This window comes from Pseudomonas gingeri (genome assembly GCF_013385425.1).
Classification (GTDB): Bacteria; Pseudomonadota; Gammaproteobacteria; order Pseudomonadales; family Pseudomonadaceae; genus Aquipseudomonas; species Aquipseudomonas gingeri_D.
Genome location: NZ_JACAQA010000027.1, coordinates 117,557 through 143,795, shown reverse-complemented (window position 1 = coordinate 143,795; position 26,239 = coordinate 117,557). Strand labels below are relative to the sequence as shown.

Here is a 26,239-nt window from a genome sequence, read left to right as displayed (position 1 = left end):
TGTACCGGATTGCGCTTTTCAGCGTTTCACGGCGCTTTGATAACGGCCGGGTGTCAATCCATAGGCCGCCTTGAAATGCCGGTTCAGATGGCTCTGGTCGGTAAACCCCAGGGTGTAGGCAATGTCGCCAGGCGCTGCGCCTTTGCGCAACAGCCCCTGGGCGCGTCGGGTTCGCAGTTGCATGGCCCACTGTCGCGGGCTGAGTCCGGTTTCGCGCTGGAAGGCTCGCAGGAGATGGAATTTCGACAGGCCGAACTCGTCGCTCAACTCTTCCAGGCTTTGCGGTGCCTGCAAGCGCTCGGCGATGATTTCCTGGGCCCGGTTCACCAAGCCGCGTCCCACTGAGGTGGTGCCCGGCAGGCGCAGCCCGCTCAGTGCCACGATCTCGCCCAGCAGCACGACCAGCGTCTCCTCGGCGATGGCCCGGAGCAATGGGTCCGGCAGCAACGACTGTTCCACCGCATGGGCAAACTTTTCCGCGAGCTGCGGCTGGTAGCAGAGCGCCCGACCAAACTCCAGATGGTTCAGCCCCAGGTCCGTCGCCAGTTGCCCGGCACTGACGTAGAGGCTTACGAAACGCCAGGGTGTACCGGGCGCAGCGCCTCCACCCTGGATCTGGCCGGGATTGTAGAGGGTGATATTGCCCGCGCCGGCGCTGAAAGTCCGCCGGTCAAGCCAGACCTTTTCCTCGCCCAGCAGATTGACCCCGATCACGCACTCATCGTGGCTGTGCCTGGCGAAGTTCAGGCCGGTGCAGGCGGTGCTGGAAATCTCGTACTTGTCCAACCAGGCATAACGTATGGAGTTCAAATGGAGGGCCCGCCATTGCACTGTGGCGCTCAGGATACCCAGCCTTTGGGGTGTGATCCATGGGGGTTTAAAAATATCTTGTTACGTTTTATGAGTGTTTGTGGGTAATTTTTCCATGAGCGGTATGACCAGGGTTTATTGCGAATAGGGCATGTAATCTATTCGCTGTGTTGTGCGTAAGTTTTGTCGTTTATTTTTTAAAAATTCAATTTATTCATAGGGTTATTAATTAATAATTAAGTTCAGTGTTTCGGCCTTGGATGGACATTCTTGTTGTTTGAGCTAGGTTGAAAGTTCTCCCTGAGTTGGAGAGATTTCTTTTAAAGGAGTGAGAAAAATGAACAAGCCTTTATCTAAGCCCGAACTTAAACATGGCCGTGTCGTTTCGCCGTCCAGCCGTGGTTCGGTGGCCGTGGAACTGGGGTTGCTCGGTACCTGGCAGGTCAATGAAATGGAAGGCGGGAAGAATTTTCCGGCGCTCACCGCCGGGCCTTTCCCCCAGCCGTTTGAAACCGATGACCAGAGCGTCGCCCCACCCGCTGACGGTTACATCCTCAGTGGCGGGAAAAATGATGCCCGTGACTGCATCAACTTCACCGACGAGGAATTGAGCAAGAAGCTCAATCGCCCTTATGCCTGGCCACTGCTGAACGTCAACCCTGGGCAGGCCTTCCATGTGCAGTGGGAATACACCGCCGCCCACGTCACCCGGGGCTATCGCTGGTTTATCACCAAGGACGGCTGGGACCCGAAACAACGCATCAGCCGTGGGCAACTGGAAGCCAAGCCGTTTTACGAGGACTTCTACACCCAGGTGCCTTACTACCAGCACAGCGATGAGTTGAAGGCCAAGGTGGAGCACGAGGTGAAACTGCCGGCGGGCAAGAAAGGCCGGCATGTCATCGTCCTGCTGTGGATCGTCGCCAATACCGGCAACGCCTTCTACCAGGCGTTTGACGTGGACTTCAAATGAGCTTGCCGCTGGGCAATCGATCTCATGTAAATTTCTAAAGGACTGGAATGTGACCACAATCGACTTTTCACTGCTCAAATCCAAGGCCAGCGATGCGGCGTCGGCGATGCCGAGCCTTGCCGGCAAGAAAATCCTCATGGGCTTCTGGCACAACTGGGCCGCGGGGCCGAACGATGGTTACCAGGGCGGCAAGTTCGCCAACCTGGCGCTGACGGATGTGCCCATGGAGTACAACGTGGTGGCCGTGGCCTTTATGAAAGGCAACGGCATCCCGACGTTCAAGCCGTATAACCTGTCTGACGCGGAGTTCCGCCGCCAGGTCGGTGTCCTCAACGGTCAGGGCCGTGCCGTGCTGATTTCACTGGGCGGCGCCGATGCCCATATCGAGCTGCACAAGGGTTCCGAGCAACCGCTGGCCAACGAAATCATCCGCCTGGTGGAAACCTATGGTTTCGATGGGCTGGATATCGACCTGGAACAAAGTGCCATCGACTATGCCGACAACAAGGCGGTGTTGCCCGCAGCCCTGAAACTGGTGCGCAACCACTACAAGGCCGAGGGCAAGCACTTCATTATCAGCATGGCCCCCGAGTTCCCCTATCTCACCACCAACGGCAAGTACATCGATTACATCACCGCCCTCGACGGCTACTACGACTTTATCGCGCCGCAGTATTACAACCAGGGCGGCGACGGCGTCTGGGTGCCGGAAGCCAACGGTGGCAGCGGGGCCTGGATCGCGCAGAACAACGATGCGATGAAGGAGGATTTCCTCTACTACCTGACCGATAGCTTGGTCACGGGAACGCGGGGCTTTACCAAGATTGCGCCGGACAAGTTCGTCATTGGCTTGCCGACCAATAACGATGCGGCTGCCACGGGTTATGTGATCGATCCGGCGGCGGTGGTCAATGCCTTCAAGCGACTGGATGCCGCCGGCCATTCGATCAAGGGGCTGATGACCTGGTCCATCAACTGGGACCAGGGACTCAGCCGGCAGCAGGTGCCTTACAACTGGGAGTTCCGCAATCGCTACGCGCCGCTGATTCATGGCGCGCTGGCGGCGGCTGAAGTGCCAGCGGGCAAGCGGCAGGCCTAAGCAGAAAAACGAAACCCGGCGCTTGCGCCGGGTTTTGTCTTATCGCTGTTCCACTACTGGTAGCGCCAATGCCCAGGCACCCAGATCCACTGATTATGGCCCCAGCGATAATGTCCGGCGACCCAGTGATAACCCGGTCCGGGCATGACCGGTACGACTTCGACAATGGGCGGTGGTCGACGCGGATGCACCGGCTCGACAATACAGCCAGCCAGTGACGCGGCCATCAGGGTGGCAATCAGCGCGGTCTTGAATATTCGCAGCATTGCGTAACTCCTTGCAGAGCGTTCAGTCGTCGCCTAGTGGGCGGGCTTGTAAGGGTTAAACGTCACAACAGGGAAAATCCGTCGCCCTTACAGCTTTTTTTGCATCGACTTGCCTTTGGCTTGCGTGCGGAAATACAGGGAGTCGACCAGTTTGCGACGTTCCTCCTGGGGCAGGGTCTCGGCGAATTCCGCCAGGGTGTTGTCCACCAGCGCCCTGAGCGCGACATCCGCCTCACGGGCCTTGCCCAGATCCGCCAGCAAGGCCGGCCGATCCAGTGTCGGTGCCTCAAGCTGCTTGATCACATCCTGACGGGCCTGACGGCCTGCCATGATCAGCGGCTGGCTGTCGGCCCGATTGCGGCGTAGCAGTTGGCGCAACTCATGCTGTCGCGCCTCCGGCAACTGCACCATGGCCTGGCGCAAGCCGTGCTGGTTGACGGCGGCCATGGCCGGTTTCGCATTGACCAACCAGTGGTAGACGCCACCACCGATGCCACAGATCAGGAAGACATTGAGCATCAACGACATCAGGAGGAAGTTCTTGATGGTCTTGGACGGTTGACTCATTGCTCGCTTTCCTCGGCGTTTACGGTGAAGACGATATCGGCATCGCCCTGGTCGAAGACACTCGGCAGCGCTTCGGATGCAGTGGACAATGGCAGGCTCAGCGAGACCACCAGGATACCGGTGGCAATCCCAGCCAGGCCCACGCCGACGAAGCCGACACTGGACAGCCAGTCGGCATAACGGCTCCAGAACGACACCGGCTTGGTCATGACTGCTGAAGCGGCAATACGCCGGGCCAGGGCCGGGTCGGGAGGCGCCAGTTGATAGCTGTCGAGCAGGCTGTCGAGTTGCCGGGCCTGTTGCAGCACCTGGAGCAACGCGGCATCGCCACGCTCAAGCAACCCCAGGGCGGCGCCGCGTTCGGCGGCCGGCCAGCGTTGCAGGTCCGCGCCGTAGGCGTCGGCCAGGTAAGCAAATCGTTCGGGCGTCATCATCTTCCCCTTCCTAGGCTATCTGGGCCGTGCGTTTCGGCGAGGTAGCTGCGCAGGTTGCGCCTGGCCCGCGAGAGCAGGCTTTCCAGTGCATCGACGCTGATATTCATCAGCGCCGCCGCTTCGATGTTCGACAGCTCCTGGTAGTACTGCAACACGATGGCTTCGCGCTGACGATCAGGCAACGCGGCCAGGGCCGCGGCCATCTGCTCACTGCGCGCCGTCGCCTCCAGCTGTTCATCGGGGCGGGGCGCGCTGTCGACCAACTCAATGCCGGGCTCGTCGTCCTCCAGCGGGCGCTCCTTGCGCTTGCGCAGGCGGTCGTGACAGAGGTTCAGCACCACCCGGTGCAGCCAGGTGTCGAAACGCGCCTCGCCACTGCGCCAGTTCGCCGCCTGTCTCCAGATGCGCAGAAAGCTTTCTTGCGCCACATCCTTGGCCTCATCGGCATCGCCCAGTATCCGGCTGGCGAGGGCGAGCAAACGGGGCAGCTTGCGCGACACCATCTCGTTGACGGCGGCCGGCTCCTTGTTGCCAATACGGGCCAGCAGCTCAACGTCCGGATCAATCTCTTTCAATCGGGCAAGTCTCGGTCCGGTGATGGGTTCGGGTATGACAAGGCCGGACGGCTCAGTAGCGTCGTCCGGCCCGCAGGTCAGCGGATCCAGTGTCCTTCGACCCAGCGCCAGTTAGGTCCACGGGGTTCCCAGTGGCCCGGTTCCCAGCGCGCATTGCGCATCACGGGCTGCCAGTGGCCAGGGAACCAGACGTAACCCCGACCTTCCCAGCGCCAGTGCCCACGGTCCCAGACGTAGCCGGGGCGCCCCATGGGCTCGGCCTCGACACGCATCGGTGGTGGCGCTTCACGAATGATGACTTCGGTCTGAGCAAAGCTCGGCGTACTGGTCAGCGCGGCGAACGCCAGCGGGATCAGCAGGAGGGCATGGCGCAATTTGGCCAGGGGTCGTGTAGGTTTCATGACAACTCCTTCAGGCTGCGTACGAAAGTGAACGCTGCTGATGAGTTGAACGATAGGTGCCGGGAAAATCCGTCGCGAGAAAAAATCATTTTTTTATCGATACATTCCGAGGGGGGCGAGGGCAGTATTGCGTAGGGAAGGCGGGCACTTGATGAAATTGTTCGAGGGCAGCGACGGATTGGTCGTCGTCATCACGTTCAACCGGTAACCGTAGCAATCGGCAGGTGCCTTGGCCCTGTGGGTTGAGCGGCTTTACCTATTGAACCTCCTGAGGAAACCACCATGTCACGTCGCCTTTCACTGTTGGGTGCAGCTGTGTTGCTGCTGAGTCTGAGCGGTTGTGTGATCTTGCCGGGTCATCGGGATCATTGCTGCTGGCGGTACGGGTATGTGGCGCCGGTCACCGCGCCCACGGCGGCGACCGTTTAAGCAGCGGCGCCTCGAACACACCACAGACCCCGTAGGAGCCGGCTTGCCGGCGATTCAGGTGACGCGGTTTGACCGGAGACCGCGTCGATACCATCGCCAGCAAGCTGGTTCCTACGGGGTGCTCTGTTGGCTTGTCATAAAATGAAGTAATTCCCAGCTTGCGTTTTAGGCTTTGCTGAGACTGGAAAATCATAAAAAACAGGGCCATCATTCCCGCAGCTGTCTAAGCTTCACAGGTCTGCGCCGCGCTTCTTGGAGAGCGGTGGGAAATTAGCCTTATTCCGGGAAATTATTTTGTCTAACGTCTGCTCCAGCGGCCTCGATATTGGCTTCGCTTCGCTGAATTATCTGCAAATCGGCATCCTGGGTATCATCCAGGGCATCACGGAATTGCTCCCTATCTCCTCCACGGCGCATATGCGCATCGTGCCGGCGGTGCTGGGTTGGCAGGATCCGGGCTCGGCTTTTTCGGCCGCGATGCAATTGGCTGCGCTGGCGGCAGTGGTCAGTTATTTCTGGCGTGATGTGCGCGATGTGGTCGGTGGCAGTATCGGCGCCGTGCGCCAGGGCGACTACAACAGCTCGTGGTTCAAGCTGGCGGTGGCGATCATCCTGGCGACCATCCCCATCGGGATCGCCGGCCTGGCCTTGTCATCGACACTCAATGCCTGCGACTCGCCCCTGCGCGGGCTGACAGTGATCGGTATTTCCTGCCTGGTGATGGCGGTGTTGATGGCGGTGTCCGAGTTCAGTGCCCGCCATCAGCGGGTGGTGGGCCAGATGCGCCTGCGCGATGCGCTGATCGTCGGTATCGCCCAGGTCGGCGCCCTGATCCCGGGTGTTTCCCGTTCCGGCTCGACACTGACCGCGGCCCTGTTCCTCAACTTCAAGCGTGAAGAGGCCGCGCGGTTTTCCTTCCTGCTGGGCTTGCCGGCGATTGCGCTGGCCGGGCTCAAGGAGTTGCTGACGTTGCACCATGCGCAGATCCCGGCGGAGGCCTGGAGCCATCTGCTGTTCGGCTTGGTGGTCGCCAGCGTCTCGGCGTTCTGCGCGATCTGGGGCCTGATGCGCTTCCTGGAACGCTTCTCCACCTGGCCGTTCGTGATCTATCGCGCGGCGCTGGGGATTTTCCTCCTCGTCGGCGTCAGCACCGGTTTTCTGTCGTAATCGACCCTCCCGAGCGTAGCCTGCGGGCTACGCTTTTTTTGCCGTCGCCAGCGCATGGCGTCGGCAATGTTCCAGATACCCTTGCTCATGGCTGCCCACCAGTTGTACGACGCTGGTCCATAACCAGGACGGCGCATCGAGGGTTTTCGAGCGATTGAGCTGCAGCTCCGCCCGCCAGCTTTTGCGCGTCGCCTCATCCATCTGCCGGGCATGGGCGATACCGATCACCCGGGCCAGATAACCCGCTGCGTGCATGGCGTCGGTTTCATTGAGGGTGTCCAGTTCGAGCTTGAGGTCCTGGGGCAGCAGCTCACGAATGAACATCCCATGGTCGAGAAAACGGGTGGCGATCATCCGCTCGCCCAGACCGGGTGAAAGGTGGCGTGCTCCCTCGACCACCCGCCGCGCATTGTCCCGTGGCATCTGCACGTGGGCACCACGGGGGGCCGCGGCCGCAACGGCCTCCTTGACGTCGATCAGGCAATAATCCTGCTCGTCATGCCCGCCGACACCCAGCAGCACGGCGTAGCGCAGCAGCCCCAGCGAACTGCAACCCTTGACCCAATAGGCACAGTCGAGCAGTTCGACACTGGCATCCTTGGGACGCCCCTTGAGCGAGGTCACCAGCGTCTGGATCTCTTCGCCGGCACACAAGGCCTCGATCTCGGCTTTTTCGTTGCGGGACATCGGCCAGAAATGCCGGCCCATCGGCAGCGTCAGTTTGGTGTTCTCCATGCGCTCACGGGCCAGGTTTTTCCAGGTGCGCTTGACCGCGTCCCGCAGGCCGGCCTTGACCTGTGACGGGCGTTCGGGCGTATGGTCGGTCTCGTCCAGCAGGGCCTGTTCGTAGCCCACCATCATTTCTTCGAGCATGCGCGCGGTGGTCACGCCGGGCAGGTCCGAACCGCGCGCGGCGGTCGCCAGGGACAGGGCCAGGCGCACCAGGTCGTGGGCGGGATTGCCGATCACCGTCTGGTCCAGGTCGCGGATATGGATATCGATACCACCACGACGGTCACCCGTGGGGCCCAGGTTGCCGGCGTGGCAATCGCCGCAGATCCACACGTTGGGGCCATGGGGCAAGCGTCTGCCGCGCTGGCTGTGCAACCACTCATAGAACTGGACCGTACTGCCACGGACATAGGCGTGGGCCGAGCGGGCCATTTTTTCGTTACGCAGGTTGGAGAGCAGGGTGGTGCGGTCGGCAGGGCGTGGTGGTTTCAAGGGTGGGCTCTTCGTGCTGGTGAGAAGGCGATACTCATTTCGTATAAAGCCTAGACCGCTGCGTTGAGGCGTTCGATCCCTGCCCCGATGATTTTCCTCGTTTTTCAGGCAAAAAAAGGCCCGCAAAGAGCGCGGGCCAATAAGAGGTTTCACCAAAGAAGCAGGTAGAAATATAAACAGCCCGGGCCTTGTTCACAGTGAAAGAAGTTTTATTCGTTAAAGAATAAAATCTAATATTTTCAATGGTTTGTATGTGAATAACGGGCTGTTTTTTCGGCCGCCCCTGAAAATTTTTTCATTATCGTCCCGGGCTCCGTCGAAGGCCGCGAAAGGGCTATAGATGCAGGTTTTTTTCCAGCCCCAGGCGAACATCGGGCCACTCTTCGTCAATGATGCTAAAGCGTACGGAATTGCGCTTGCGTCCGTCCGGCATGATCCGTTCATTACGTACGATGCCTTCCTGCTTGGCGCCCAGGCGCAGGATTGCCGCGCGGGATTTTTCGTTGATCTCGTCGGTGGTGAACTGCACGCGCACGCAATCGAGCACCTCGAAGGCGTGACGCAGCATCAGGTACTTGGCCTCGGTATTGACGAAGCTTCTCTGCCAGCGGGTCGAGATCCAGGAACTGCCGATTTCCAGCTTGCGGTACTGGCGATCGATCTTCCAGAAGCGCGTCGAGCCGATCACTTCGCCGGTGGCCTTGATCACGATGACAAAGGGCATCACGGTCCCGGCTTCCCGCCCCGTGAGGGCTTTGTGCAGGTAGGACCCGACGGTGTCAGGCCCTGGTATGACGGTAAAGGGCAGGTTCCACAGTTCGCCGTCCCGGGCGGCCGCCACCAGGGCGTCGGCGTCGTCGGCCTGGAGTGGGCGCAGCAGCAAGCGCTCGCCTTCAAGGGATTGCAGCAATTGCAGGTTTTTCACGGGGCAGGCGCTCGCGGTGCGGGTTTCAGCGAGCATTACAAGGTAGCCGGGATCGGGTTTGCAAGGGCCATTGCGGGTTAAAACGGGCAGACCAATGCCGCCGTGGGCTCAGGCCTGGCTCACGTCGAGCAACTGCGGCTGGGCAATCGCCAGGTAGTCTTGCGTATCGAGCACCATCGAGGCATCCAGGCGGCCGGCATTAAAGGCGATCTCGCCGTAGCGGGTGGTCAGGGCCGGATCGACGATCAATTGAATCCGCTCATCGAAGACGAAAGGCGGAATGGCACCGATCCGGCAGCCGGTCAGTTCCATGGCGGTTTCGGCTTTCACCAGTTCAGCTTTTTTTCCGCCCAGGGCCGCCCCGACTTTCTTCATGTCGAGCTTCTGGTCCCCCGGCAATATCACCAGGGCATAGGGTTCGGCCTGGCCCTTGAGCGAGCAGAGCATGGCCTTGGCACCCTGGCCCGGCTCGGTGCCACGGATTTCGGCGACCCGCGCCGACTGGCCCTCGGCATCGTGCATCAACACCCGGTAGGAGGCGGCGCGGGCATCGAGTAGCGCCACCAGGCGATCGAACATCGGATACATGGAGTTTTCCTCGGGTTTACAGGATCAGGTTTGCAGAATCAGGTCGTAGGACAGTTTGCTGATCAGGATCACCAGCAGCACCAGGAACAGCGCCCGGACAAAGGGTACGCCTTTATGCACCGCCAGCCAGGTGCCGGTCAGCGCACCGAGGATGTTGAAGACGGCCATGGGGATGGCGATCAGGTAGAGCACGTTGCCGGTTGGAATGAAGAAGATCAGCGCCGCGACGTTGGTCGCGATGTTCACCACCTTGGCCGACGCCGAGGCTTGCAGGAAGTCGAAGGCGAAGCAGCGGATAAACAGGAAGATCAGGAAACTACCGGTCCCGGGGCCGAACAATCCGTCGTAGAAGCCAATGGCCCCGCCGATTACGATCGCCAGCAGTTTTTCCTTGGTGCCGATGTGCATGGGTTTGTGCAGGGCGCCGAAGTCCTTCTTCCAGAAGGTGTAGATCGCCATCAGCACGATCAGCACCAGCACCGTCGGACGGATCACCGACTGGGGCACGGAGGAGACTGTGGCTGCACCAAAGAAGGCCATGGCAAAAGCCGCGCACGCGGCGGGGACCACCAGCCTCCAGTCGATCACCACCTTGCGTACGAAGGACCGGGCCGCGAATACGGTACCGCAGGCGGCCGCGAACTTGTTGGTGCCCAGCAACGCCACCGGTTGTGTCGTGGGCAGCACGTTGAACAACGCGGGTACCTGGATCAGTCCGCCGCCGCCCACCGCCGCATCGATCAGGCCGGCGGCGAAGGCGAATACACAAAGGATGACAATATCGACCATGGAATCAGGCTCTGATGATGAAAGGTTGGTGAGGGACCAGCGGCACCTCGTGTATCGGGTCGTTGACCTTATAGATGCGGAGCATCCAGCGGTCGTGGCAATCGTAGCGGAGGGGAAGTCGTCCCGGGCATTCAGGGCCTGCTGGTTCTTGAAGATCAGCATGTCCCCCGGTGGCTGCAGAATCGGGTGAATGACATCGGGATGGTTGGCGGCGGCAAATAGTGGCAGGACAAACTGCGTGTGGTCGCAGGTCGTGGCGACACCGGCCTTGTTGCAGCCGGCAATACAGGATAATGCTGACGCTTCTGTACATCAGGGGAACGTTTTCCAGCACATTACCCTGTGTACCGACGGAGGTCGGTCGGCGGATGGCGAAGCGGCGGGGCGACAATTCTTCTTCGAAGGAGGCCGGCAGCACGGAGAGCGGCGCCCCGGTCATAACCGCCAGGTGCTCGATTTCCGGCACCAAGTCGTAGGTTTTGGCTGGCAGTTGTCGAGCCCTGAAGATCATCGCCACTTCAGGGGCCCTGCCATTACTATCTTGTTCAGCGTTGACACGTCCTTTTGCTGATATTTGCCTGCATTTCCGTGCGGGCTTCTCAATATGAGAGGTGCCAATATACTTAAGCGCCTCTCCACAGGCTATTTAAAAATGGTTGCTGGCGACTTTCTTCGGCTTCCATACGGCTCCTGCAACTGCGTGCTGTGGCTGGCGTGGCTATCCGTGAAAACGCTCTTCAGGGGGAGGAGGGATCATTTGCGCTCGCCTTCAACCACGGGTACAGCGCCTTCGCCTCCATCCAGTCCGACAGGTAGATGGGCGCGCCGTCATAGACGATGGTCTTGATACCCTCACCACCATGACCCAACTGGCGGGCCCGTTCGACGATCTGCTTGAACATGGTGGGTGTCACGAACAAAATGATATGCCCCAGCCTGCCCGCCAGCTCAAACAACTCTTCGGCCTGGAAACCACGGGACTCGGGAACGACATGGCGGGCGGCCCGGCGCACATGGATCAAATGGTAAAGGCCGGCGCAGTGAGACATCGGCGCGGCATACACCACCGCATCATCGGCACCGACCGGATCGGTATCGGCCGGATAGCGCAGTGACATGGCCGTCAGGTCGCCATGACTGAGCCTCACACCCTTGGCGTCGTCGCCGGTGCCGCAGGAGTAGAACAACCAGGCCAGGTCATCGGCCTGGCGCGGACAAGGCCTGTCAGGGGGCGCCGTGGTCGAAGCGAGCGCCCCCATGTCTTCTCGATCCAACTCTTGACACCCCAGGGGCAGTCTCTCGGGCGCGAACACTTGGCCGCCATCGGTGAAAATCAGCCGGGCATCGGTGTTACCGACAATCCAGCTGGCCTCGACGGGATGCAGCTTGCAGTTGATCGGCACCGCTACCGCCCCGGCCCACCAGATGGCGTAGAGCAGCTCGAGGTATTCGCAACAGTTCTCCATGAACAACGCGATACGGTCGCCGGGGACAATGCCGTGCTCGTCCATCAGGTACGCCGCGCGATACCGGACCAGGGCGGCAAAGGCACCATAGTTGGCAACTTGCCGCTGCCCTTCGAACAAGGCCGGCCGTTCCGGGCAACGTTGGCCGGCGGCGTCCAGCCAGTTGGCGATATTCATGCTCGGCTCCTGCGTGCCTGAAGGACCGAGGCGTAGTTGGCGATCGCCATCCCGCCCATGTTGAACGCCAGGCCGAACTCGGGATTCCCAGGCTGGTGGGCTCGCCGGTTAGGCGCAGCGACGGCGCGACAAGCGGGTTGTTCGAGTGATACATGAGTCTGCGTTATCTCAAGACGGGTCGAAGTGACTGAGTTTTTCCCCAGCCATGCATGAATTTCTTCACTGATCAGGGCAGCAGATTCCCTGACTGTTTCATTCAGCCTTGACATGTCCGTATGCTCCTTTTTTACCTGCATCCCTATGGGGAGAGTGGGAAGGCTAACGGAAGGGCTTTTTTTGTGTTGCAATACCATATTGTGAAAAGTGCAATGAGGTGAGGAATGGCCCTGGACATGTTGGGGGAGCTGGAAGCCTTCGCGACGGTGGCGCGCAAACGTAGCTTCGTCGCTGCGGCCCGTGTCCTGGGACGCTCTCCCAGCTCTTTGACCCGTGCTGTGCAGGCACTGGAGGAAAGTGCCGGGGTCAAGCTGTTCAATCGTTCGTCGAATGCGGTGAGCCTGACCGAAGCGGGTGAACACTTCTTGCCCCACGCTTATAAAATGCTGGATCTGCAACGTGAGGCGGATGAAGACCTGGCCGGTCTCAGCGGCCTAGCCCACGGCTGGATTCGCTTTTCCGCCCCCGAGTTTCTCGGGCACGGGGTTTTGCCCAAGCTGATCGCGCAGTACTGTGAGCGTTATCCGAACGTGAACGTCGATGTGATTTTCACCGATGAGACCATCGACCCGGCCAAGAGCAAGCTGGACTTCTCGATTCGCGGCGCGTTTCCGCAATCCAGTGACCTGATCGGCTTTCCGCTGTGGAGTTATTCACGTTACCTGTACGCCAACCCCAGGTATCTGGAGCGACGCGGGATACCGGATTCCATCGAGGCGCTGGAGGCGCACTCGCTGATCCTGCATACGGCGCCACGGATCCTCAAGGAGTGGAATTTTCGCAATGAGCAACAGGCCATCAGCTTTCGGGTGCATCCGCAGTTTCGTTTCAGCTCCGGTGCGGCGGTGTTCCACGCGGCCCTGGCGGGTGTCGGCATTGCCCGCCTGGCGGACTGGCTGGCGGAGCCGGAAGTGGAGGGGGGGCGCCTGGTCCGGGTCTGCCCTGAATACAAACTCACCTCCAGCAGTGGCGAGAGCCCGCAGATGCACGCCGTGTATCCGGCGGGGAGTCTGCCGCTGCGGGTGAAGTCGCTGCTGGAGGTGATTCGCGGCTTTGGCGAAAGCCTGGATCGCAAGCATTCACTGACGTTCTAGCGCGAGGGTTGCTTGAATTATTCAGGGGTTCTCAAGAACCGGGCCGGGTCCAAACCTTCCCGAATCAAGGCGACGAAGCGCGTCGCGGCGGGTGACAGGGGCTGGCCGCTGCGGCTGATCAGGCCGATCTCGCGGCTGACGCCGGGGTGTTCCACGGGGCGTTTTTGCAGGCCGCTGAGGCCGTCATCCGCCGATTCCGGCAACAGCGCCATGCCCAACCCCTGGCGCACCAACGCCAGGACTGTGGACATGTAGTTGGCTTCCAGCCCCGGGACCAGTGTCAAACCTTGTTCGTCGAACAGTTGCTCGACCCGTTCGCGCACGCTGCTGTCGCGTCCGGTGAGGATCATCGGCTGGCCGCTCAAGTCCGGCAGACTGACGCTTGTCTTGCGCGCCAGCAGGTGTTCGTCGGGCAGGAACAGGCACAAGCGATCGACCATGACCACTTCGAAGTCCAGGCCATGATTGAGCCGAGCCCGTACGCCCAGTCCGAAGTCCACTTCGTTCTCCCGTACCAGGCTGTCGATACGCTGGGCGACCACGTCCCGCAGGCGGATTTCGATACCGGGATAAGCCTGGCGAAACTGTTTGAGCAGCGGCGGCAGGGCGCCCGAGCAGATCGACGGCAAGGCGGCCAGGGTCACCACGCCCCGTTGCAGGCTGGCCAGGTCGCGGGAGCCACTGACGATATTGTCCAAATCCAGCAACAGTTTCTCCATGGGGCCACGGGCCTGCTGGCCGGCGCCGGTCAGGCTGACCTGGCGCGGGCTGCGTTCCAGCAGGGTGACGCCGAGCCACTCTTCCAACTGCTGGACCTGCACCGTCAGCGCCGAGGGCGACAGGTGCAGTAAGGTGGCGGCGCGGGCGAAGCTACCGGTCTGGGCGACCGTCAGAAAGGCGCGGATATGCTGGACGGCGTTTTTCATTCTGTTTTTCCGAATGCATGGCAGTGAACATTCCAATTTACAAAGCTTAACCGCGTTCCAATACTCTGGGGAAAACAATAACTGTCCGCCCTTGAGCGGCCCCGGAGTCTTCCCATGCTCGCCACGTTGGGTGTCATCACCATCGTCTGTCTGCTTGCGGCTGTCATGAGCAAGCGTCTCTCGCCCCTGGTCGCGCTGATTGCCTTGCCGATCATTGCCGCGCTGCTCGGTGGTTTCGGTCTGCAAACCAGTGCCTTTATCGTCACCGGCATCAAGAACGTCGCCCCGGTGGTGGGCATGTTCGTGTTCGCCATCCTGTTTTTCGGGGTGATGACGGATGCCGGCATGCTCGACCCGATCATCGATCGCATCCTGCGCACGGTGGGCACGCGGCCCACGCGGATTGTCATGGGCACCGCCTTGCTGGCATTGCTGGTGCACCTGGACGGTTCCGGGGCGGTGACCTTTCTGGTGACCATCCCGGCGATGTTGCCGCTCTATACGCGACTGGGCATTGACCGACGGATCCTGGCCTGTGTCGCGGCGATGGCCGCCGGGGTGAATTTCCTGCCCTGGACCGGCCCGGTGCTGCGTTCGTCGGCAGCCTTGCACGTGCCGGTGGCGGACCTGTTCCAGCCGTTGATTCCGGTGCAGATCGTCGGTCTGCTGTTTGTCTTCGCCTGTGCCTGGTGGTTGGGCCGGCGTGAAGAACGACGTCTGGGTCTGGGCGCGGGTCTGGCCATGGGCAGCGTGCCGAGCCGGGTGATCAGTGCGGATGAAGAAGCCCTGCGGCGTCCACGCCTGTTCTGGGCCAACCTGTTGCTGACGGTGCTGGTGATGGCGGTGATGATCGCCGGTTGGGTCGACCCGGTGGTGATGTTCATGCTCGGCACCGTGGTTGCGCTGTGCCTCAACTATCCGAATGTCGACGCCCAGCGTGCTCGCATCGACGCCCATGCCAAGACCGCCCTGACCATGGCCAGTATTCTCCTGGCGGCCGGGGTCTTTACCGGCATCATGCAGGGCACCGGCATGCTCAAGGCCATGGCCGAAGTGGCGGTGGCGCAGATCCCGGCCGGCCACGGCAAGCTGATTCCGGCAGTGGTGGGTTTCCTGTCGATGCCGCTGAGCCTGTTGTTCGATCCGGACTCCTTTTATTTCGGCGTGATGCCGGTGATCGCCGAGGTCGGCAAGGCCTTGGGGGTGGAGCCGTTGCAGGTGGCCCAGGCGTCCTTGCTGGGGGTGCATACCACCGGTTTTCCGGTCAGCCCGCTGACCCCCGCGACCTTTCTGCTGGTGGGCCTGTGCAAGATCGAACTGGCCGATCACCAGCGTTTCACCATTCCTTTCCTGCTCGCCGCCTCGGTGTTGATGACCCTGACGGCGTTGCTTCTGGGCATCTTTTGATAGGAGGGACCTTGCGATGAAAACCTTGCGTATCGGCTCCGGTGCCGGCTATTCGGGCGACCGCATTGAACCGGCGGTGGAACTGGCGGCCAAGGGCGAGCTGGATTACCTGGTGTTCGAGTGCCTGGCCGAACGGACCATTGCCCTGGCACAACAGGCCCGGCTCAGTGATCCCGAGGGCGGTTACGACCCCTTGTTGCGTGAGCGGATGGAGCGCGTGCTGCCCTTCGTCGGCGGCGCTGGGCGGCGCCTGCGGATCATCACCAATATGGGCGCGGCCAATCCCCTGGCCGCCGCGCGGGAGGTCCGGCGGATCGCCATCGAGCTGGGTTTGCCCGGGCTCAAGATTGCCGCGGTGACCGGTGACGACGTGCTTGAGGTGCTGCGTGCCGAACCGAGCCGTTGGCTGGACAACGGTCTGCGGGTCGAGCAGTTGGGCGAGCGACTGGTCTCTGCCAATGCCTATCTGGGGGCGGAAGGTATTGTCCAGGCCCTGGCGGCCGATGCCGATGTGGTGATCACCGGCCGGGTGGCCGATCCATCGTTGTTTCTCGCGCCGCAGTGCTTCGAGTTCGGCTGGGCGGCGGACGATTGGCCGCGCCTGGGCCGTGGCACCCTGATCGGCCATCTTCTGGAGTGCGCGGGGCAGATCACCGGCGGTTACTTTGCCGACCCGGGCGTCAAGGAGGTGCCGGACCTGGCGCGCCTGGGCTTTCCCCTGGCGGAAGTGGATGCCGAGGGCCGGGCGACCATTACCAAGGTTGTGGGTAGCGGCGGCCGGGTGGACGCGGCGACTTGCACGGAGCAGTTGCTCTATGAGGTGCATGACCCGGCGGCCTACCTGACGCCGGATGTCACGGCGGATTTTCAGGGCGTGAGTTTTGTCGAAGAGGGCGCGGACCGGGTCGGCGTGCAGGGGGCGAGCGGGCGCCAGCGTCCGGAGATGCTGAAGGTCTCGGTCGGTTACCTGGACGGTTGGATCGGTGAAGGGCAGATGTCCTACGGTGGTCCGGGCGCCTTGTCCCGGGCACGGCTGGCGCGGGAGATTGTCTTGCAGCGCCTGGAAATCATCGGTGTGAAAACTGAAGAGGTCCGTGCGGAACTGATCGGCGTTGATGCCCTGTATGGCGAAGCGCTGAGTGCGCGAGGGCAGGGTGAACCCTGGGAAGTGCGCTTGCGGGTGGCGGCGCGTTGTGTCGATCGGGCCGATGCGCTGCGTGTCGGTAATGAAGTAGAGACGCTGTACACCAACGGTCCGTCCGGCGGTGGTGGCGCAAGCAAGAGTGTGCGGCAGGTGGTAGCGGTGGCGTCGCTGCTGCTGCCACGGGAAAACCTGACGGCTACGGTACATCTGGAGGAACGCTCATGAGTGGTCTTGAATTGCGCGCCTTTGCCCATTCGCGCACCGGCGACAAAGGCGACACCTCGAATATCTCGGTGATCGCTTATCGGGCCGAGGACTACCCCGGGTTATGCGAATGGCTGACGGCCGAACGGGTGGCGGACTACTTTGCGCCCTTGCTCGATCCGGCAGCCGGACCGGTACGGCGTTATGCAGTACCGGGGGTGCGGGCCTTGAATTTCGTCTTGCCGGGCATCCTCCGTGGCGGAGTGACCCGCTCCCTGGCGCTGGATGCCCACGGCAAGAGCCTGGGCTCGGCATTGCTGGATCTGCCGTGGGAGCGCGATTAACCCGCTTGTTGCAAACGCCGGGCGACACGTTCGGTGATCAGAGCGCGCTGCTTTTGCGGTTCCGCCACCCGCTGCAGGGCAATGGCCAGCACGTCCGCGGGCGCCGTCTCCGGGCTGCCGGCGTTGAACGGCGGTGCCGGTGCGTATTCCAGCTGCAACTGGATCGCCTGGGCCTCTTGTGCCCCCACCAGTTCGGCGACCAGGGTCAGGGCAAAATCGATCCCGGCGGTGATGCCGCCGCCGGTCAGCAGGTTGCCGTCACGTACCACACGGTCTTTCACGGGGATGGCACCGAGAGGCGCCAGCAGGTCGTGATAGGCCCAGTGCGTGGTGGCCTTGCGACCTTGCAACAGCCCGGCGGCACCCAGTACCAGGGAACCGGTGCAGACCGAGGTGATATAGCGTGCCTGGGCGGCCTGTCGGACGATGAACGAGAGGGTCTCGGCATCTTCCATCAAGGGGCCTACCCCGGCACCGCCCGGAATGCAGATCACGTCCAGGGGCGGACAGTCTTCGAACGTCGTCGTCGGCGTAAAGACCAGGCCGGTACTGGAGGTGACGGGGGCCAGGTCTTTCCAGATCAGGTGGATCCGCGCATCCGGCAGCGAGAACAGGACGTCGTAGGGGCCGGTAAGGTCCAGCTGTTGGACTTTGGGGAACAACAGAAAGCCGATATGCAGCGTCATGGCGATAGCTCCTTGGAAGTGGATAAACGGGTCCGGCGAGGCTGGACGAACCTACTTTAGTTTCGTAGGCTTTGGCGTATCCGCCATTGACCCCACGTTTCACGCCAATCCCCATGAATACCCCCAGAACGATCCGCATCCTGGCCTTTCCCAATGTGCAGGTGCTCGATGTCACGGGGCCGTTGCAGGTCTTTGCCTCGGCCAACGACCTGGCCCGTGCCGAGGGCCTGCCGCTGCCTTATGCCGTGAGCGTCATTGCCGACCAGCGCGAACCGGTGATGAGTTCGGCGGGGCTGGCCCTGGTGGCTGAGCCTTTGCCGGCGACGGGGGTGTCGTGCGACACCCTGATCATCTCCGGTGGTTGGGGGACTTACGCGGCCGCCGAGGACCCGGCGCTGGTGGCCTGGGTACGCCAGCAGGCCAGTTGCGCACGCCGGGTCGCTTCGGTCTGCACCGGGGCTTTCCTGCTGGCGGCCAGTGGCTGGCTGGACGGGCGGCGGGTGGCCACCCACTGGACCCGCTGCGAACAATTGGCCGCGCAGTACCCGCGGGTGCGGGTCGAGCCCAATCCGATTTTTATCAACGACGGCCCGGTCTGGACGTCGGCGGGGGTGACGGCAGGCATCGATTTGTCCCTGGCCCTGGTTGAAGCGGACCTGGGGCGCCCCGTGGCGCTGGAGGTCGCCCGGCATCTGGTGGTGTTCCTGAAACGTCCGGGCGGGCAGTCGCAATTCAGCGCCACCTTGTCCTTGCAGAAGGCCGGCAGCCGCTTTGGCGACTTGCAGGCCTGGATCGCCGAGCACCTGGCGCAGGACCTGTCGATCCCGATCCTGGCGCAGCAGGCGGGCATGAGCGAGCGCAGTTTTGTCCGTCACTACCGCGCCGAAACCGGGCAGACGCCGGCCCGGGCCATCGAGCAGATCCGTGTGGAAACCGCCCGGCGCCTGCTGAGCGACACCGCGCTGCCGATCAAGCGGATTGCCACCCGCTGTGGTTTCGGCAGCGAGGAAACCCTGCGCCGCAGCTTTCTGCGGGCCATGAGCATCACGCCCCAGGCCTATCGCGAGCGCTTTTCGCTGCGGCCATAAAACGCCCGTTGGGTGACACCGTCGATCCACTTAGTTGACCTAAGCCATCCCCTGAGGCTCGATTGCGCCTAAGCTGTTGGAATATCGGACGTAGTTCTCAATAAAACCTATACGCTGAGCATGTTTTGTAAAACTTATGGCATCATGCCATTAATGCTTTCCCTGATACCCCAATAAGATGAGCACCGGTCTGTGTCAGTGATTCCCCTACTTGTGTGTGATGACTCCAACATGGCCCGTAAGCAGGTTTTACGGGCGCTGCCGGCAGAGTGGCAGGTCTCGATTACCCAGGCCAGCGATGGCCGGCAGGGGATGGAGGCCATCCGCAAGGGTTTGGGGCAAGTGGTGCTGCTCGACCTGACCATGCCGGAAATGGATGGCTATCAGGTGCTCTCGGCGATTCGTGCCGAAGGGTTGCAGGCACAGGTGATCGTGATCTCCGGTGACGTCCAGGAAGAGGCCGTGCGCCGGGTGCACGAATTGGGGGCGCTGGCGTTCCTGAAAAAGCCTTTCGACCAGGACGAGCTGCGCGAGACCCTCGACGGACTGGGGCTGCTCAATGCCCCCGGTCCGGCGCCGTTGGCCGCTCGCCCTGAACCGACGGCCGAAATCAGCTTTCGCGATGCCTTTCGCGAAACGGTCAACGTGGCCATCGGTCGTGCGGCGGCGCTGATCGCCAAGGTGCTGGGGGTGTTCGTGCACTTGCCGGTGCCGAACGTGAATATCCTCGAAGTGGGCGAGTTGCACATGGCGCTGATGGATGCCGGCAACGGCAACCAGCTCACCGCCATTTGCCAGGGCTTTATCGGCAGCGGCATTGCCGGCGAAGCCCTGCTGATGTTCCATGACTCGGAAATCGCCGACATGGCGCAGTTGATGCAGCGTCAGGGCACCGAGTATTCGGATCTGGAAATGTTGCTGGACCTCTCCAGCGTGCTGATTGGCGCCTGCCTGAGCAGTATTGCCGAGCAGATCGACGTGGTGTTTTCCCAGGGCCACCCACAGATTCTCGGGCAGCACGCGGCCATCGACGAACTGATCCGGGTCAACCAGCAGCGCTGGAAAAAGACCTTGGCGGTAGAAATCAGCTACAGCCTGGAAGGGCACGATATTCATTTCGACTTGCTGTTGTTGTTCACGGAAGACTCCATCCAGCGGTTGACCGACAAACTCGCCTACCTGATGAGCTGAGCCATGAACGACACTCTCGATCTGAACGAGTTTCACTGGTTGCTGGCGATTGTCCAGAGCATCGACGTCGGCGTGGTGGTACTGGACCGCGACTATTGCGTGCAGGTCTGGAACACCTTTATGGAAAACCGTTCCGGGGTGCAGCCCAAGGACGCCAGCAGCCAGTCCTTCTTCAGCCTGTTTCCCGAAGTCGATCGCGAATGGTTCAGCCGCAAGGTGGAGAGTGTCGCGACCCTGGGCACGCCGGCGTTCACCATCTGGGAGCAGCGGCCTTACCTGGTGCGGTTCAAGAACTACCAGCCGATCACCGGCCAGGAAGACTTCATGTACCAGAACACCACGTTGCTGCCGTTGCGTTCCACCAACAGCACCATCACCCATATCTGCCTGGTGATCTATGACGTCACCGACGTGGCCACCAACCGCCATCAGCTCCAGGCGGCCAATGCCAAGTTGCAGAAACTCTCCAGCACCGACCGCCTGACGGGCCTGTACAACCGTGGGCACTGGGAGGAAAGCCTCAAGGCCGCCTATGCCCGGAACCAGCGCTATGGCAATGCCACGAGCCTGGTGATGTTCGATATCGACCACTTCAAGCGGGTCAACGACACCTATGGCCACCAGGCCGGGGACAAGGTCATCGAGCACGTGGCCGATCTGGTCCGCGAGCATGTGCGCGACAGCGACGTGGCCGGGCGTTATGGCGGCGAGGAGTTTGGCGTGGTGCTGTCGGATACCGACAAGGCCGGGGCGCGCTTTTTTGCCGAGCGTTTGCGCAAGGCCATCGAAGCCCTGGAAGTTGTGCACGAAGGCCAGAGCATCCGCTTCACCATCAGCCTGGGGGTGGCTGACCTGAGCCTGCCTTCAATCAGTCATGCCGACCTGATCGCCTGGGCGGACCAGGCCTTGTATGCGTCGAAGAAGGGCGGGCGTAATCGGGTGACAGTCTACGAGTAAACCGACCCGATCCGCTCTGCCATTTCTCAGAGTGTGAATTTTCCTACCAGCGTCTGCAGGTGAACCCCCAGCCGGGCGAGTTCGATGCTGGACGCTGCAGTTTCCTCACTGGCTGCCGAGGTCTGTTCGGAAATCTGGCGGACGTTGGTCACGCTACGGTTGATCTCTTCCGCCACCGCGCTCTGCTGCTCGGCGGCAGTGGCGATCTGATGGTTCATCGATTCGATGGCCTGGACCGACTGGGTGATACCGTCCAGCGAAACGCCGGCCCGACGCGTGAATTCGACACTGCTTTGCGCCAGTGTGCGGCTGCTCTCGAGGCTGCTGGCGACCTTTTCGGTACCGTTGTGCAGCCCGCTGATCAGTTGTTCGATTTCTTCGGTCGAGGTCTGGGTCCGTTGTGCCAGGCTACGCACTTCATCGGCCACCACCGCGAAGCCGCGCCCGGCTTCTCCGGCCCGCGCCGCTTCGATCGCGGCGTTCAAGGCCAGCAGATTGGTCTGCTGGGCGACGGACTTGATGACATCGAGAACGCTGCCGATCTTGTCGCTTTCCTGCTTGAGGTCACCCATCGCGGTGGTTGAGTGATTGACCTCGTTAGCCAGTTTGTCGATCTGGTTCATGGCCTGGCCAAGCACTTCGCCACCTTCGCGGGCTTCACGGGTTGCGCTGACGGCGGCCGTGGAGGCCTGTTCGGCGTTGCGCGCGACTTCCTGGACGGTTGCGGCCATTTCGTTCATGGCCGTGGCGACCTGGTCGGTTTCCTGTCGCTGGTTGTTCACCCCGGCACTGGTTTGCTCGGTGACCGCCGACAGTTCCTCGGCGGCACTGGCAATCTGTATGACGCCTTCACGCAGGCCGCCGATCAATTCCCGCAGGTTGAGCGTCATACGCTGCATGCTCAGTTGCAGTGCACCCAGTTCGTCGCGACGTGACACCGTGACGTTGGCGCTCAGGTTGCCGGCGGCCACCTGCTCGGCCCGACGCAGGGTTTCCATCAACGGGCCGACGATCAGGCGGGTGATGGTCCAGGCCGCGATGATGCCGAGCAGCAAGGCGGCGAGAAAGGCACCTGCCAGCCAATTGCGGGCGTTGAGGACGTCAGCGAGACTCTGTTCGGCCTGGTTCTGCGCCAATTGCTTGTTCGCCGCGAAGAGAGTGGCGATGTCATCGTTGAGCAGCGCCTGGATTTTTTCCGCCCTGACCTGGGCCTCGGCGAACTGGCCGACGGTGGCGCGATAGCCGGCCATTGATTGTTGCAGGCGCTGCAGGCTTTCAGGCGGGGCCGACGGCAGCAACTCGTTGAGGGTCTTTATATAAGCGCCGGCCTGGTCGATGGCCTCTTTGGCTGGTTGTTCAAGCTCGGCTTTCAGGCTGTAGCTGTAGCCTCGGAGTTGAAACCTTGCCTGCTGGACCAGCATCTGCGCGTTGACCACGGCGTCGATCTGGGCCTGATTGCCGCTCGCCGAGGCGGCGCTGTCCTTGAGCTTTTGCAGTTCGGCCACGGCGGCGTCGGCATGATTGCCAAACACGGCGCGCGTCGCATCGCGGGCCTGGATGGCCTGGCTGAAATCGTTGAAGTGCGTGCGATAGCGTTTGACCGATTCGCCGGCAGATTCGATCTGCGCAAGATCTCGCGGGGCCACGAAGGTCGAGCGGTTCTCGGCAAGGTGGCTGTCGAGACTGTCCAGGAGCTTGACCACGTTCGCGGCATGCTGTGGGTCGGCGGTCAGTGTGTAGGACAGGCGCCCGATGCGCACGTCCTTGGCCAGATCGTTCAGCTTGGCGATATCCAGAATTCGGTCACTACGGTTGCTGAGTGACTGGATACCCAACCAACCGGTGATTGCAATCAACAGGGTCAGCAGTATGACCACGCCGAATCCTATGGCGAGCTTGGTCCTGACGCTGATGTTTTCCAGCATCCTGTTGATGGGTGCAAGCATTGAGCAATCTCCTCCATATCAAACCGTAAATATGAGGGCTTTTCCGCCCTCTAACAGGTTAGATCGGCCGGAACACTCAAAGCTTGATGTGTGGAGGCGGGGCGCTCGGGAATGCTCAGGCTCTGCGCGCCATCAGCAGCACCGAAGCCGCCCCTGACAACAGCACCGCGCAACCTCGGTTGAACAGGCGCTTGCCCTTGGGTTCGGCGAACCAGCGACGCATATGCACACCCATATAGGCGTAGGCGCTGATGGCGATCAATTCCAGCATCAGGAACAGGGCGCCGAGTACGGCGAACTGGGCGGAGATGCCCTGGGTCGGGTCGATGAACTGGGGGAGGAAGGCGGTGAAGATAAGGATGGCTTTTGGGTTACCGGCCGCGACCAGGAACTCCTGGCGGGCGAGGGCGCGCAGGCTGGCGGGGGCGCTTTGGGCGCGGGTGGCGGCATCGGGGTTGGCGCGCCAGAGCTGGATGGCGAGGTAGATCAGATAGGCCGCGCCGAGAATCTTGATGCCATAGAACAGCAGCTCCGAGGTCTGCAGCACCACCGCCAGGCCCGCGGAGGCCAGGGCGATCATGCCGGCAAATGCCAGCAAGCGGCCGAAGCCCGCCAGGCAAGAGGTGCGAAAGCCATAACGGGTCGAGTTGCTCACCGAGAGCAGGTTGTTCGGGCCAGGAGCCATGTTCAGGGCGAAGCACGCCGGTATAAACAGGATCAGCGTCGGCAGGTTCATGGCAGGCTCCGGGATCGAGAGGCGGGAAAGCTCGACAATAACGTCAAGCCTTGGCCGGATGCCAGTGCGCCAAAGGCTTTCCTGATCTGTACCTGAGACTTGTCACGCAGGTGTACGGTAGGTCGGCATCAACAACCCCGTTTTGCGCAAGGTTGCGCTGCTCCCAAGGCATCTCCTTATGCGTCGAAAATGACGCGCAAATGCGGGCTTCGCAGTACGCTTGCCGGCGTCACGGTATGCCGTTGCCATGGAATCCGGCCGAAGTACCAGAAGCGCCAGAAGGCAAGCTTCGGATCGGGGTTATCCTGCAATAACGTGGCAAACGTCTCCACGTCGCCGAGCTGGATGTCCGTCGCCTCCTGGATGACTTCACGCACGAAGCGGGAGCAGAACTGGCGTCGTGAGCTGATATTGAAACCGGTGTCGTAGAAGGTCCCCATCCGACGCTCAGCTGCACTCACCAGCTCGCTGCGCTGCCGCTCATTGAGCGGCGCTGTCAGCCTCGCGACTGCGCAGCGTCCGTGCTCGGAGCGCTCCAGGAAACGCGTCATCGGCGTGGTTCGGGCAAAAGGAAAAGTGCTCTCCGCAATCAGGGGGTCATCGCCACGGTTACCGACGACGACGCCTACATGGTTGGTCCATGAGTTCGTGGCGTTGGCCACTTCGAGGAAGGGGCGCGCGGTGACGCGGATAAAAACCAGGTCGCCGATTTGCAGATCGCCCACCGATGGTCCTGCGACAGGCAACTCGACGTGCGCACTTCCTTGCACCCCCTTCGAACGTATGACGCTGTTCATTGCGCTGCTAATGGACATGCTGGCCTCCTTGTTCTCTTGAAGGGCCAGTATGGGGGGAGGGTGCATATTTCACACCTTTATCCTTTGTATTTCCTTATGCTGATACCTTCAGTATCGGATTCCAATACTTAATGACTCCAATTACCCAGCTCATCGCGACGATCAAGCAGCGCCTCAAGTCAGCGGGAATGACCTATCGCGACGTTGCCCAGGCGCTGGACCTCTCGGAACCCAGCGTGAAACGGCTGTTGGCCAGCGGACGGCTGACGGTCGAGCGCCTTGCCCAGTTCTGTGACCTGCTGGGGCTGACGATGGCGGAACTGCTTCAGGAGTCCGAAGCATCGGCACCGCGTCTGCAAATGCTGACCCATGAACAGGAAGCGCAACTGGTCTCAAATGAGAAGCTGCTGTTGGTGGCCGTGTGTGCGTTGAACCAATGGTCACTGGAGGACATGGTGTCGGCCTATCACCTGTCGAAGGCCGAGTGCATCAAGCACTTGCTGGTGCTGGAGCGGATGGGGCTTGCGGATCTGAAGCCGGGCAACCGTATCCGGCTGCTTGTCGCACGAGATTTTGACTGGCTGCCGGACGGGCCTATCCGGCACTTCTTTGTGCAACAGGGGCTACCCGATTTTATGGCCAGCCGCTTCGACCTTGCTGACGAGACCCTGGACTTTGCCCATGGCATGTTGACGAAGGCGGCGTACGCCCAGTTGCAGGTCGAAATGCACAGGTTGCGCGGCAAGCTGGCAGCGCTTCACAGCGAATCCCTGAGCGCACCCTTGTCCGAGAAGCGCGGCACGGCGCTGCTGCTGGCCATGCGTGTCTGGGAGCCACAGGCGTTCAGAAAGCTCAAACGGCGAGTACCCGACCGCGCTCAAGAATAAGTGGCTGTTTTAAAACAAATTTGTTTACCTTGGGGCTTCCCAGGCGAGGCGAAAGTTGATAAATTTCCGCGCACTCCTGCAGTGACCCTTCTCGGGTTCGCAAGCTGCAAGATCAAAAGCGAGTGTCAAGCATTCGTCGCAACAGCTACAGGGGCGTCGCCAAGCGGTAAGGCAGCAGGTTTTGATCCTGCCATGCGTTGGTTCGAATCCAGCCGCCCCTGCCATTTTCCTTCTCGTACCTAAGATCATGCCAGCCGCTGGCGCATCTGCTCACTGGCAGCCGGCCCGGCCTGCACTGTGCTACGGTCCAACGGCACCGGACGTCCATCGGCGATATCCGCCATCATCAATTGCAACGGTCGTCCGCTCCCGCGTTCGACGATCTGCACGCTTTCGCCTTCCGGCGCGTAATGGCGATTGCCCCATTCGACAAACGCCATCAGCACCACGCGAAAATCCTCGCCCTTGGCCGTCGGCACATATTCATGGCGCAGCGGACGCTGGCTGTAGGGCTGACGTTCGAGCAGGCCCGCATCCACCAGCCCATTCAGGCGCCGGGTCAGCATGTTCGGGGCAATCTCCAGGCTGCGGGAGAATTCGTCGAAGCGTTTCAGGCCATGCAGGGCATCGCGCATGATCAGGATATTCCACCACTCGCCCACGCGCTCAAGGCTGCGGGCTACCGGGCATTCGGCATGGCTCAGGGTCTTGCGTTGCATGGGGGCT

At 61.5% G+C, this 26,239-nt stretch carries 26 protein-coding genes, 1 tRNA gene and 2 pseudogenes; 12 read left to right on the top strand and 17 right to left on the bottom strand.

What is annotated here, in order from left to right:
* Positions 1–18 precede the first annotated feature (18 nt).
* On the bottom strand, positions 19–810 hold the full coding sequence (locus tag HX830_RS26025; RefSeq protein WP_177103501.1) for an AraC family transcriptional regulator: 792 nt from the start codon (positions 808–810) through the stop codon (positions 19–21).
* Between the two features lie 337 nt (positions 811–1,147).
* Between HX830_RS26025 and HX830_RS26020 the strand changes: the two genes are divergently transcribed.
* Positions 1,148–1,783, top strand: a complete 636-nt coding sequence (locus HX830_RS26020) for a lytic polysaccharide monooxygenase auxiliary activity family 9 protein (RefSeq protein ID WP_177103499.1) — start codon at positions 1,148–1,150, stop codon at positions 1,781–1,783.
* 49 nt (positions 1,784–1,832) lie between these two features.
* Positions 1,833–2,864, top strand: a pseudogene (locus HX830_RS26015) (chitinase); the annotation flags it as partial.
* A gap of 71 nt (positions 2,865–2,935) precedes the next feature.
* Here the strand turns inward: HX830_RS26015 and HX830_RS26010 are convergent.
* From HX830_RS26010 to HX830_RS25990, 5 genes are all read right to left on the bottom strand, one after another.
* Positions 2,936–3,148 (bottom strand): YXWGXW repeat-containing protein, encoded by a 213-nt coding sequence (locus tag HX830_RS26010; RefSeq protein ID WP_103494975.1) that lies wholly within the window; start codon positions 3,146–3,148, stop codon positions 2,936–2,938.
* A gap of 87 nt (positions 3,149–3,235) precedes the next feature.
* Positions 3,236–3,715, bottom strand: a complete 480-nt coding sequence (locus HX830_RS26005) for a periplasmic heavy metal sensor (protein ID WP_103494974.1) — start codon at positions 3,713–3,715, stop codon at positions 3,236–3,238.
* On the bottom strand, positions 3,712–4,146 hold the full coding sequence (locus tag HX830_RS26000; protein ID WP_103495013.1) for a hypothetical protein: 435 nt from the start codon (positions 4,144–4,146) through the stop codon (positions 3,712–3,714). The genes HX830_RS26005 and HX830_RS26000 overlap by 4 nt, the downstream gene beginning before the upstream one ends.
* Positions 4,146–4,724: an RNA polymerase sigma factor gene (locus HX830_RS25995; RefSeq protein ID WP_152737473.1), complete on the bottom strand. Its 579-nt coding sequence runs from the start codon at positions 4,722–4,724 to the stop codon at positions 4,146–4,148. The genes HX830_RS26000 and HX830_RS25995 overlap by 1 nt, the downstream gene beginning before the upstream one ends.
* A gap of 77 nt (positions 4,725–4,801) precedes the next feature.
* Positions 4,802–5,125 (bottom strand): YXWGXW repeat-containing protein, encoded by a 324-nt coding sequence (locus HX830_RS25990; RefSeq protein WP_103494972.1) that lies wholly within the window; start codon positions 5,123–5,125, stop codon positions 4,802–4,804.
* A gap of 723 nt (positions 5,126–5,848) precedes the next feature.
* Between HX830_RS25990 and HX830_RS25985 the strand changes: the two genes are divergently transcribed.
* Complete coding sequence (locus HX830_RS25985) at positions 5,849–6,721, top strand: undecaprenyl-diphosphate phosphatase (protein WP_177103497.1); 873 nt, start codon at positions 5,849–5,851, stop codon at positions 6,719–6,721.
* A 27-nt stretch (positions 6,722–6,748) separates the two neighbouring features.
* On the opposite strand, the gene HX830_RS25980 is transcribed toward HX830_RS25985, so the two are convergent.
* The 5 genes and pseudogenes from HX830_RS25980 to HX830_RS25960 all read right to left on the bottom strand — a co-directional run.
* Entirely contained in the window at positions 6,749–7,945 is a 1,197-nt protein-coding gene (locus HX830_RS25980) for a DUF2252 family protein (RefSeq protein ID WP_177103495.1), read from the bottom strand.
* A 334-nt stretch (positions 7,946–8,279) separates the two neighbouring features.
* Entirely contained in the window at positions 8,280–8,852 is a 573-nt protein-coding gene (locus HX830_RS25975; RefSeq protein ID WP_177103550.1) for a GNAT family N-acetyltransferase, read from the bottom strand.
* Between the two features lie 126 nt (positions 8,853–8,978).
* On the bottom strand, positions 8,979–9,458 hold the full coding sequence (locus HX830_RS25970; protein WP_152737476.1) for a YbaK/prolyl-tRNA synthetase associated domain-containing protein: 480 nt from the start codon (positions 9,456–9,458) through the stop codon (positions 8,979–8,981).
* Between the two features lie 24 nt (positions 9,459–9,482).
* Positions 9,483–10,247 carry a sulfite exporter TauE/SafE family protein gene (locus HX830_RS25965; RefSeq protein ID WP_103494969.1) on the bottom strand — a complete coding sequence of 255 codons (765 nt, stop codon included), beginning with the start codon at positions 10,245–10,247 and terminating at the stop codon, positions 9,483–9,485.
* Between the two features lie 779 nt (positions 10,248–11,026).
* Positions 11,027–11,890: pseudogene (locus HX830_RS25960) on the bottom strand (AMP-binding protein); the annotation flags it as partial.
* Positions 11,891–12,270: 380 nt separating this feature from the next.
* On the opposite strand from HX830_RS25960, the gene HX830_RS25955 reads away from it, so the two are divergent.
* Complete coding sequence (locus tag HX830_RS25955; protein WP_177103493.1) at positions 12,271–13,200, top strand: LysR family transcriptional regulator; 930 nt, start codon at positions 12,271–12,273, stop codon at positions 13,198–13,200.
* Positions 13,201–13,217: 17 nt separating this feature from the next.
* Here the strand turns inward: HX830_RS25955 and HX830_RS25950 are convergent, their stop codons facing one another.
* Positions 13,218–14,126 (bottom strand): LysR family transcriptional regulator, encoded by a 909-nt coding sequence (locus HX830_RS25950; RefSeq protein WP_177103491.1) that lies wholly within the window; start codon positions 14,124–14,126, stop codon positions 13,218–13,220.
* 114 nt (positions 14,127–14,240) lie between these two features.
* On the opposite strand from HX830_RS25950, the gene HX830_RS25945 reads away from it, so the two are divergent.
* The 3 genes from HX830_RS25945 to HX830_RS25935 are packed head-to-tail and all read left to right on the top strand — an operon-like array spanning position 14,241 to position 17,225.
* A complete protein-coding gene (locus HX830_RS25945) occupies positions 14,241–15,533 on the top strand; it encodes a CitMHS family transporter (protein WP_177103489.1) in 1,293 nt (430 codons plus the stop codon).
* Positions 15,534–15,549: 16 nt separating this feature from the next.
* Complete coding sequence (locus HX830_RS25940) at positions 15,550–16,902, top strand: acyclic terpene utilization AtuA family protein (protein ID WP_177103487.1); 1,353 nt, start codon at positions 15,550–15,552, stop codon at positions 16,900–16,902.
* A complete protein-coding gene (locus HX830_RS25935; protein ID WP_177103485.1) occupies positions 16,899–17,225 on the top strand; it encodes an AtuA-related protein in 327 nt (108 codons plus the stop codon). The genes HX830_RS25940 and HX830_RS25935 overlap by 4 nt, the downstream gene beginning before the upstream one ends.
* On the opposite strand, the gene inhA is transcribed toward HX830_RS25935, so the two are convergent.
* Positions 17,222–17,911 (bottom strand): isonitrile hydratase, encoded by a 690-nt coding sequence (inhA, locus tag HX830_RS25930; protein WP_152737485.1) that lies wholly within the window; start codon positions 17,909–17,911, stop codon positions 17,222–17,224. The two genes, HX830_RS25935 and inhA, sit on opposite strands and share 4 nt — an antisense overlap.
* A gap of 113 nt (positions 17,912–18,024) precedes the next feature.
* On the opposite strand from inhA, the gene HX830_RS25925 reads away from it, so the two are divergent.
* From HX830_RS25925 to HX830_RS25915, 3 genes are all read left to right on the top strand, one after another.
* Positions 18,025–18,999 carry a GlxA family transcriptional regulator gene (locus HX830_RS25925; protein WP_218171394.1) on the top strand — a complete coding sequence of 325 codons (975 nt, stop codon included), beginning with the start codon at positions 18,025–18,027 and terminating at the stop codon, positions 18,997–18,999.
* Positions 19,000–19,191: 192 nt separating this feature from the next.
* On the top strand, positions 19,192–20,190 hold the full coding sequence (locus HX830_RS25920; RefSeq protein WP_103494958.1) for a response regulator: 999 nt from the start codon (positions 19,192–19,194) through the stop codon (positions 20,188–20,190).
* A gap of 3 nt (positions 20,191–20,193) precedes the next feature.
* Positions 20,194–21,147 carry a sensor domain-containing diguanylate cyclase gene (locus tag HX830_RS25915; RefSeq protein ID WP_177103483.1) on the top strand — a complete coding sequence of 318 codons (954 nt, stop codon included), beginning with the start codon at positions 20,194–20,196 and terminating at the stop codon, positions 21,145–21,147.
* 26 nt (positions 21,148–21,173) lie between these two features.
* Here the strand turns inward: HX830_RS25915 and HX830_RS25910 are convergent, their stop codons facing one another.
* From HX830_RS25910 to HX830_RS25900, 3 genes are all read right to left on the bottom strand, one after another.
* Positions 21,174–23,072: a HAMP domain-containing methyl-accepting chemotaxis protein gene (locus HX830_RS25910; RefSeq protein WP_177103546.1), complete on the bottom strand. Its 1,899-nt coding sequence runs from the start codon at positions 23,070–23,072 to the stop codon at positions 21,174–21,176.
* A 136-nt stretch (positions 23,073–23,208) separates the two neighbouring features.
* Entirely contained in the window at positions 23,209–23,829 is a 621-nt protein-coding gene (locus HX830_RS25905; protein WP_177103473.1) for a LysE family translocator, read from the bottom strand.
* A gap of 176 nt (positions 23,830–24,005) precedes the next feature.
* Positions 24,006–24,644, bottom strand: coding sequence for a YebB family permuted papain-like enzyme (locus tag HX830_RS25900; RefSeq protein WP_177103471.1), 639 nt, complete (start codon positions 24,642–24,644; stop codon positions 24,006–24,008).
* 113 nt (positions 24,645–24,757) lie between these two features.
* On the opposite strand from HX830_RS25900, the gene HX830_RS25895 reads away from it, so the two are divergent.
* Positions 24,758–25,513, top strand: a complete 756-nt coding sequence (locus tag HX830_RS25895; protein WP_177103469.1) for a helix-turn-helix domain-containing protein — start codon at positions 24,758–24,760, stop codon at positions 25,511–25,513.
* Positions 25,514–25,662: 149 nt separating this feature from the next.
* Positions 25,663–25,737: transfer RNA gene (locus HX830_RS25890), tRNA-Gln, on the top strand.
* A gap of 21 nt (positions 25,738–25,758) precedes the next feature.
* On the opposite strand, the gene HX830_RS25885 is transcribed toward HX830_RS25890, so the two are convergent.
* Entirely contained in the window at positions 25,759–26,232 is a 474-nt protein-coding gene (locus tag HX830_RS25885) for a winged helix-turn-helix transcriptional regulator (protein WP_103499529.1), read from the bottom strand.
* Positions 26,233–26,239: the final 7 nt, after the last annotated feature.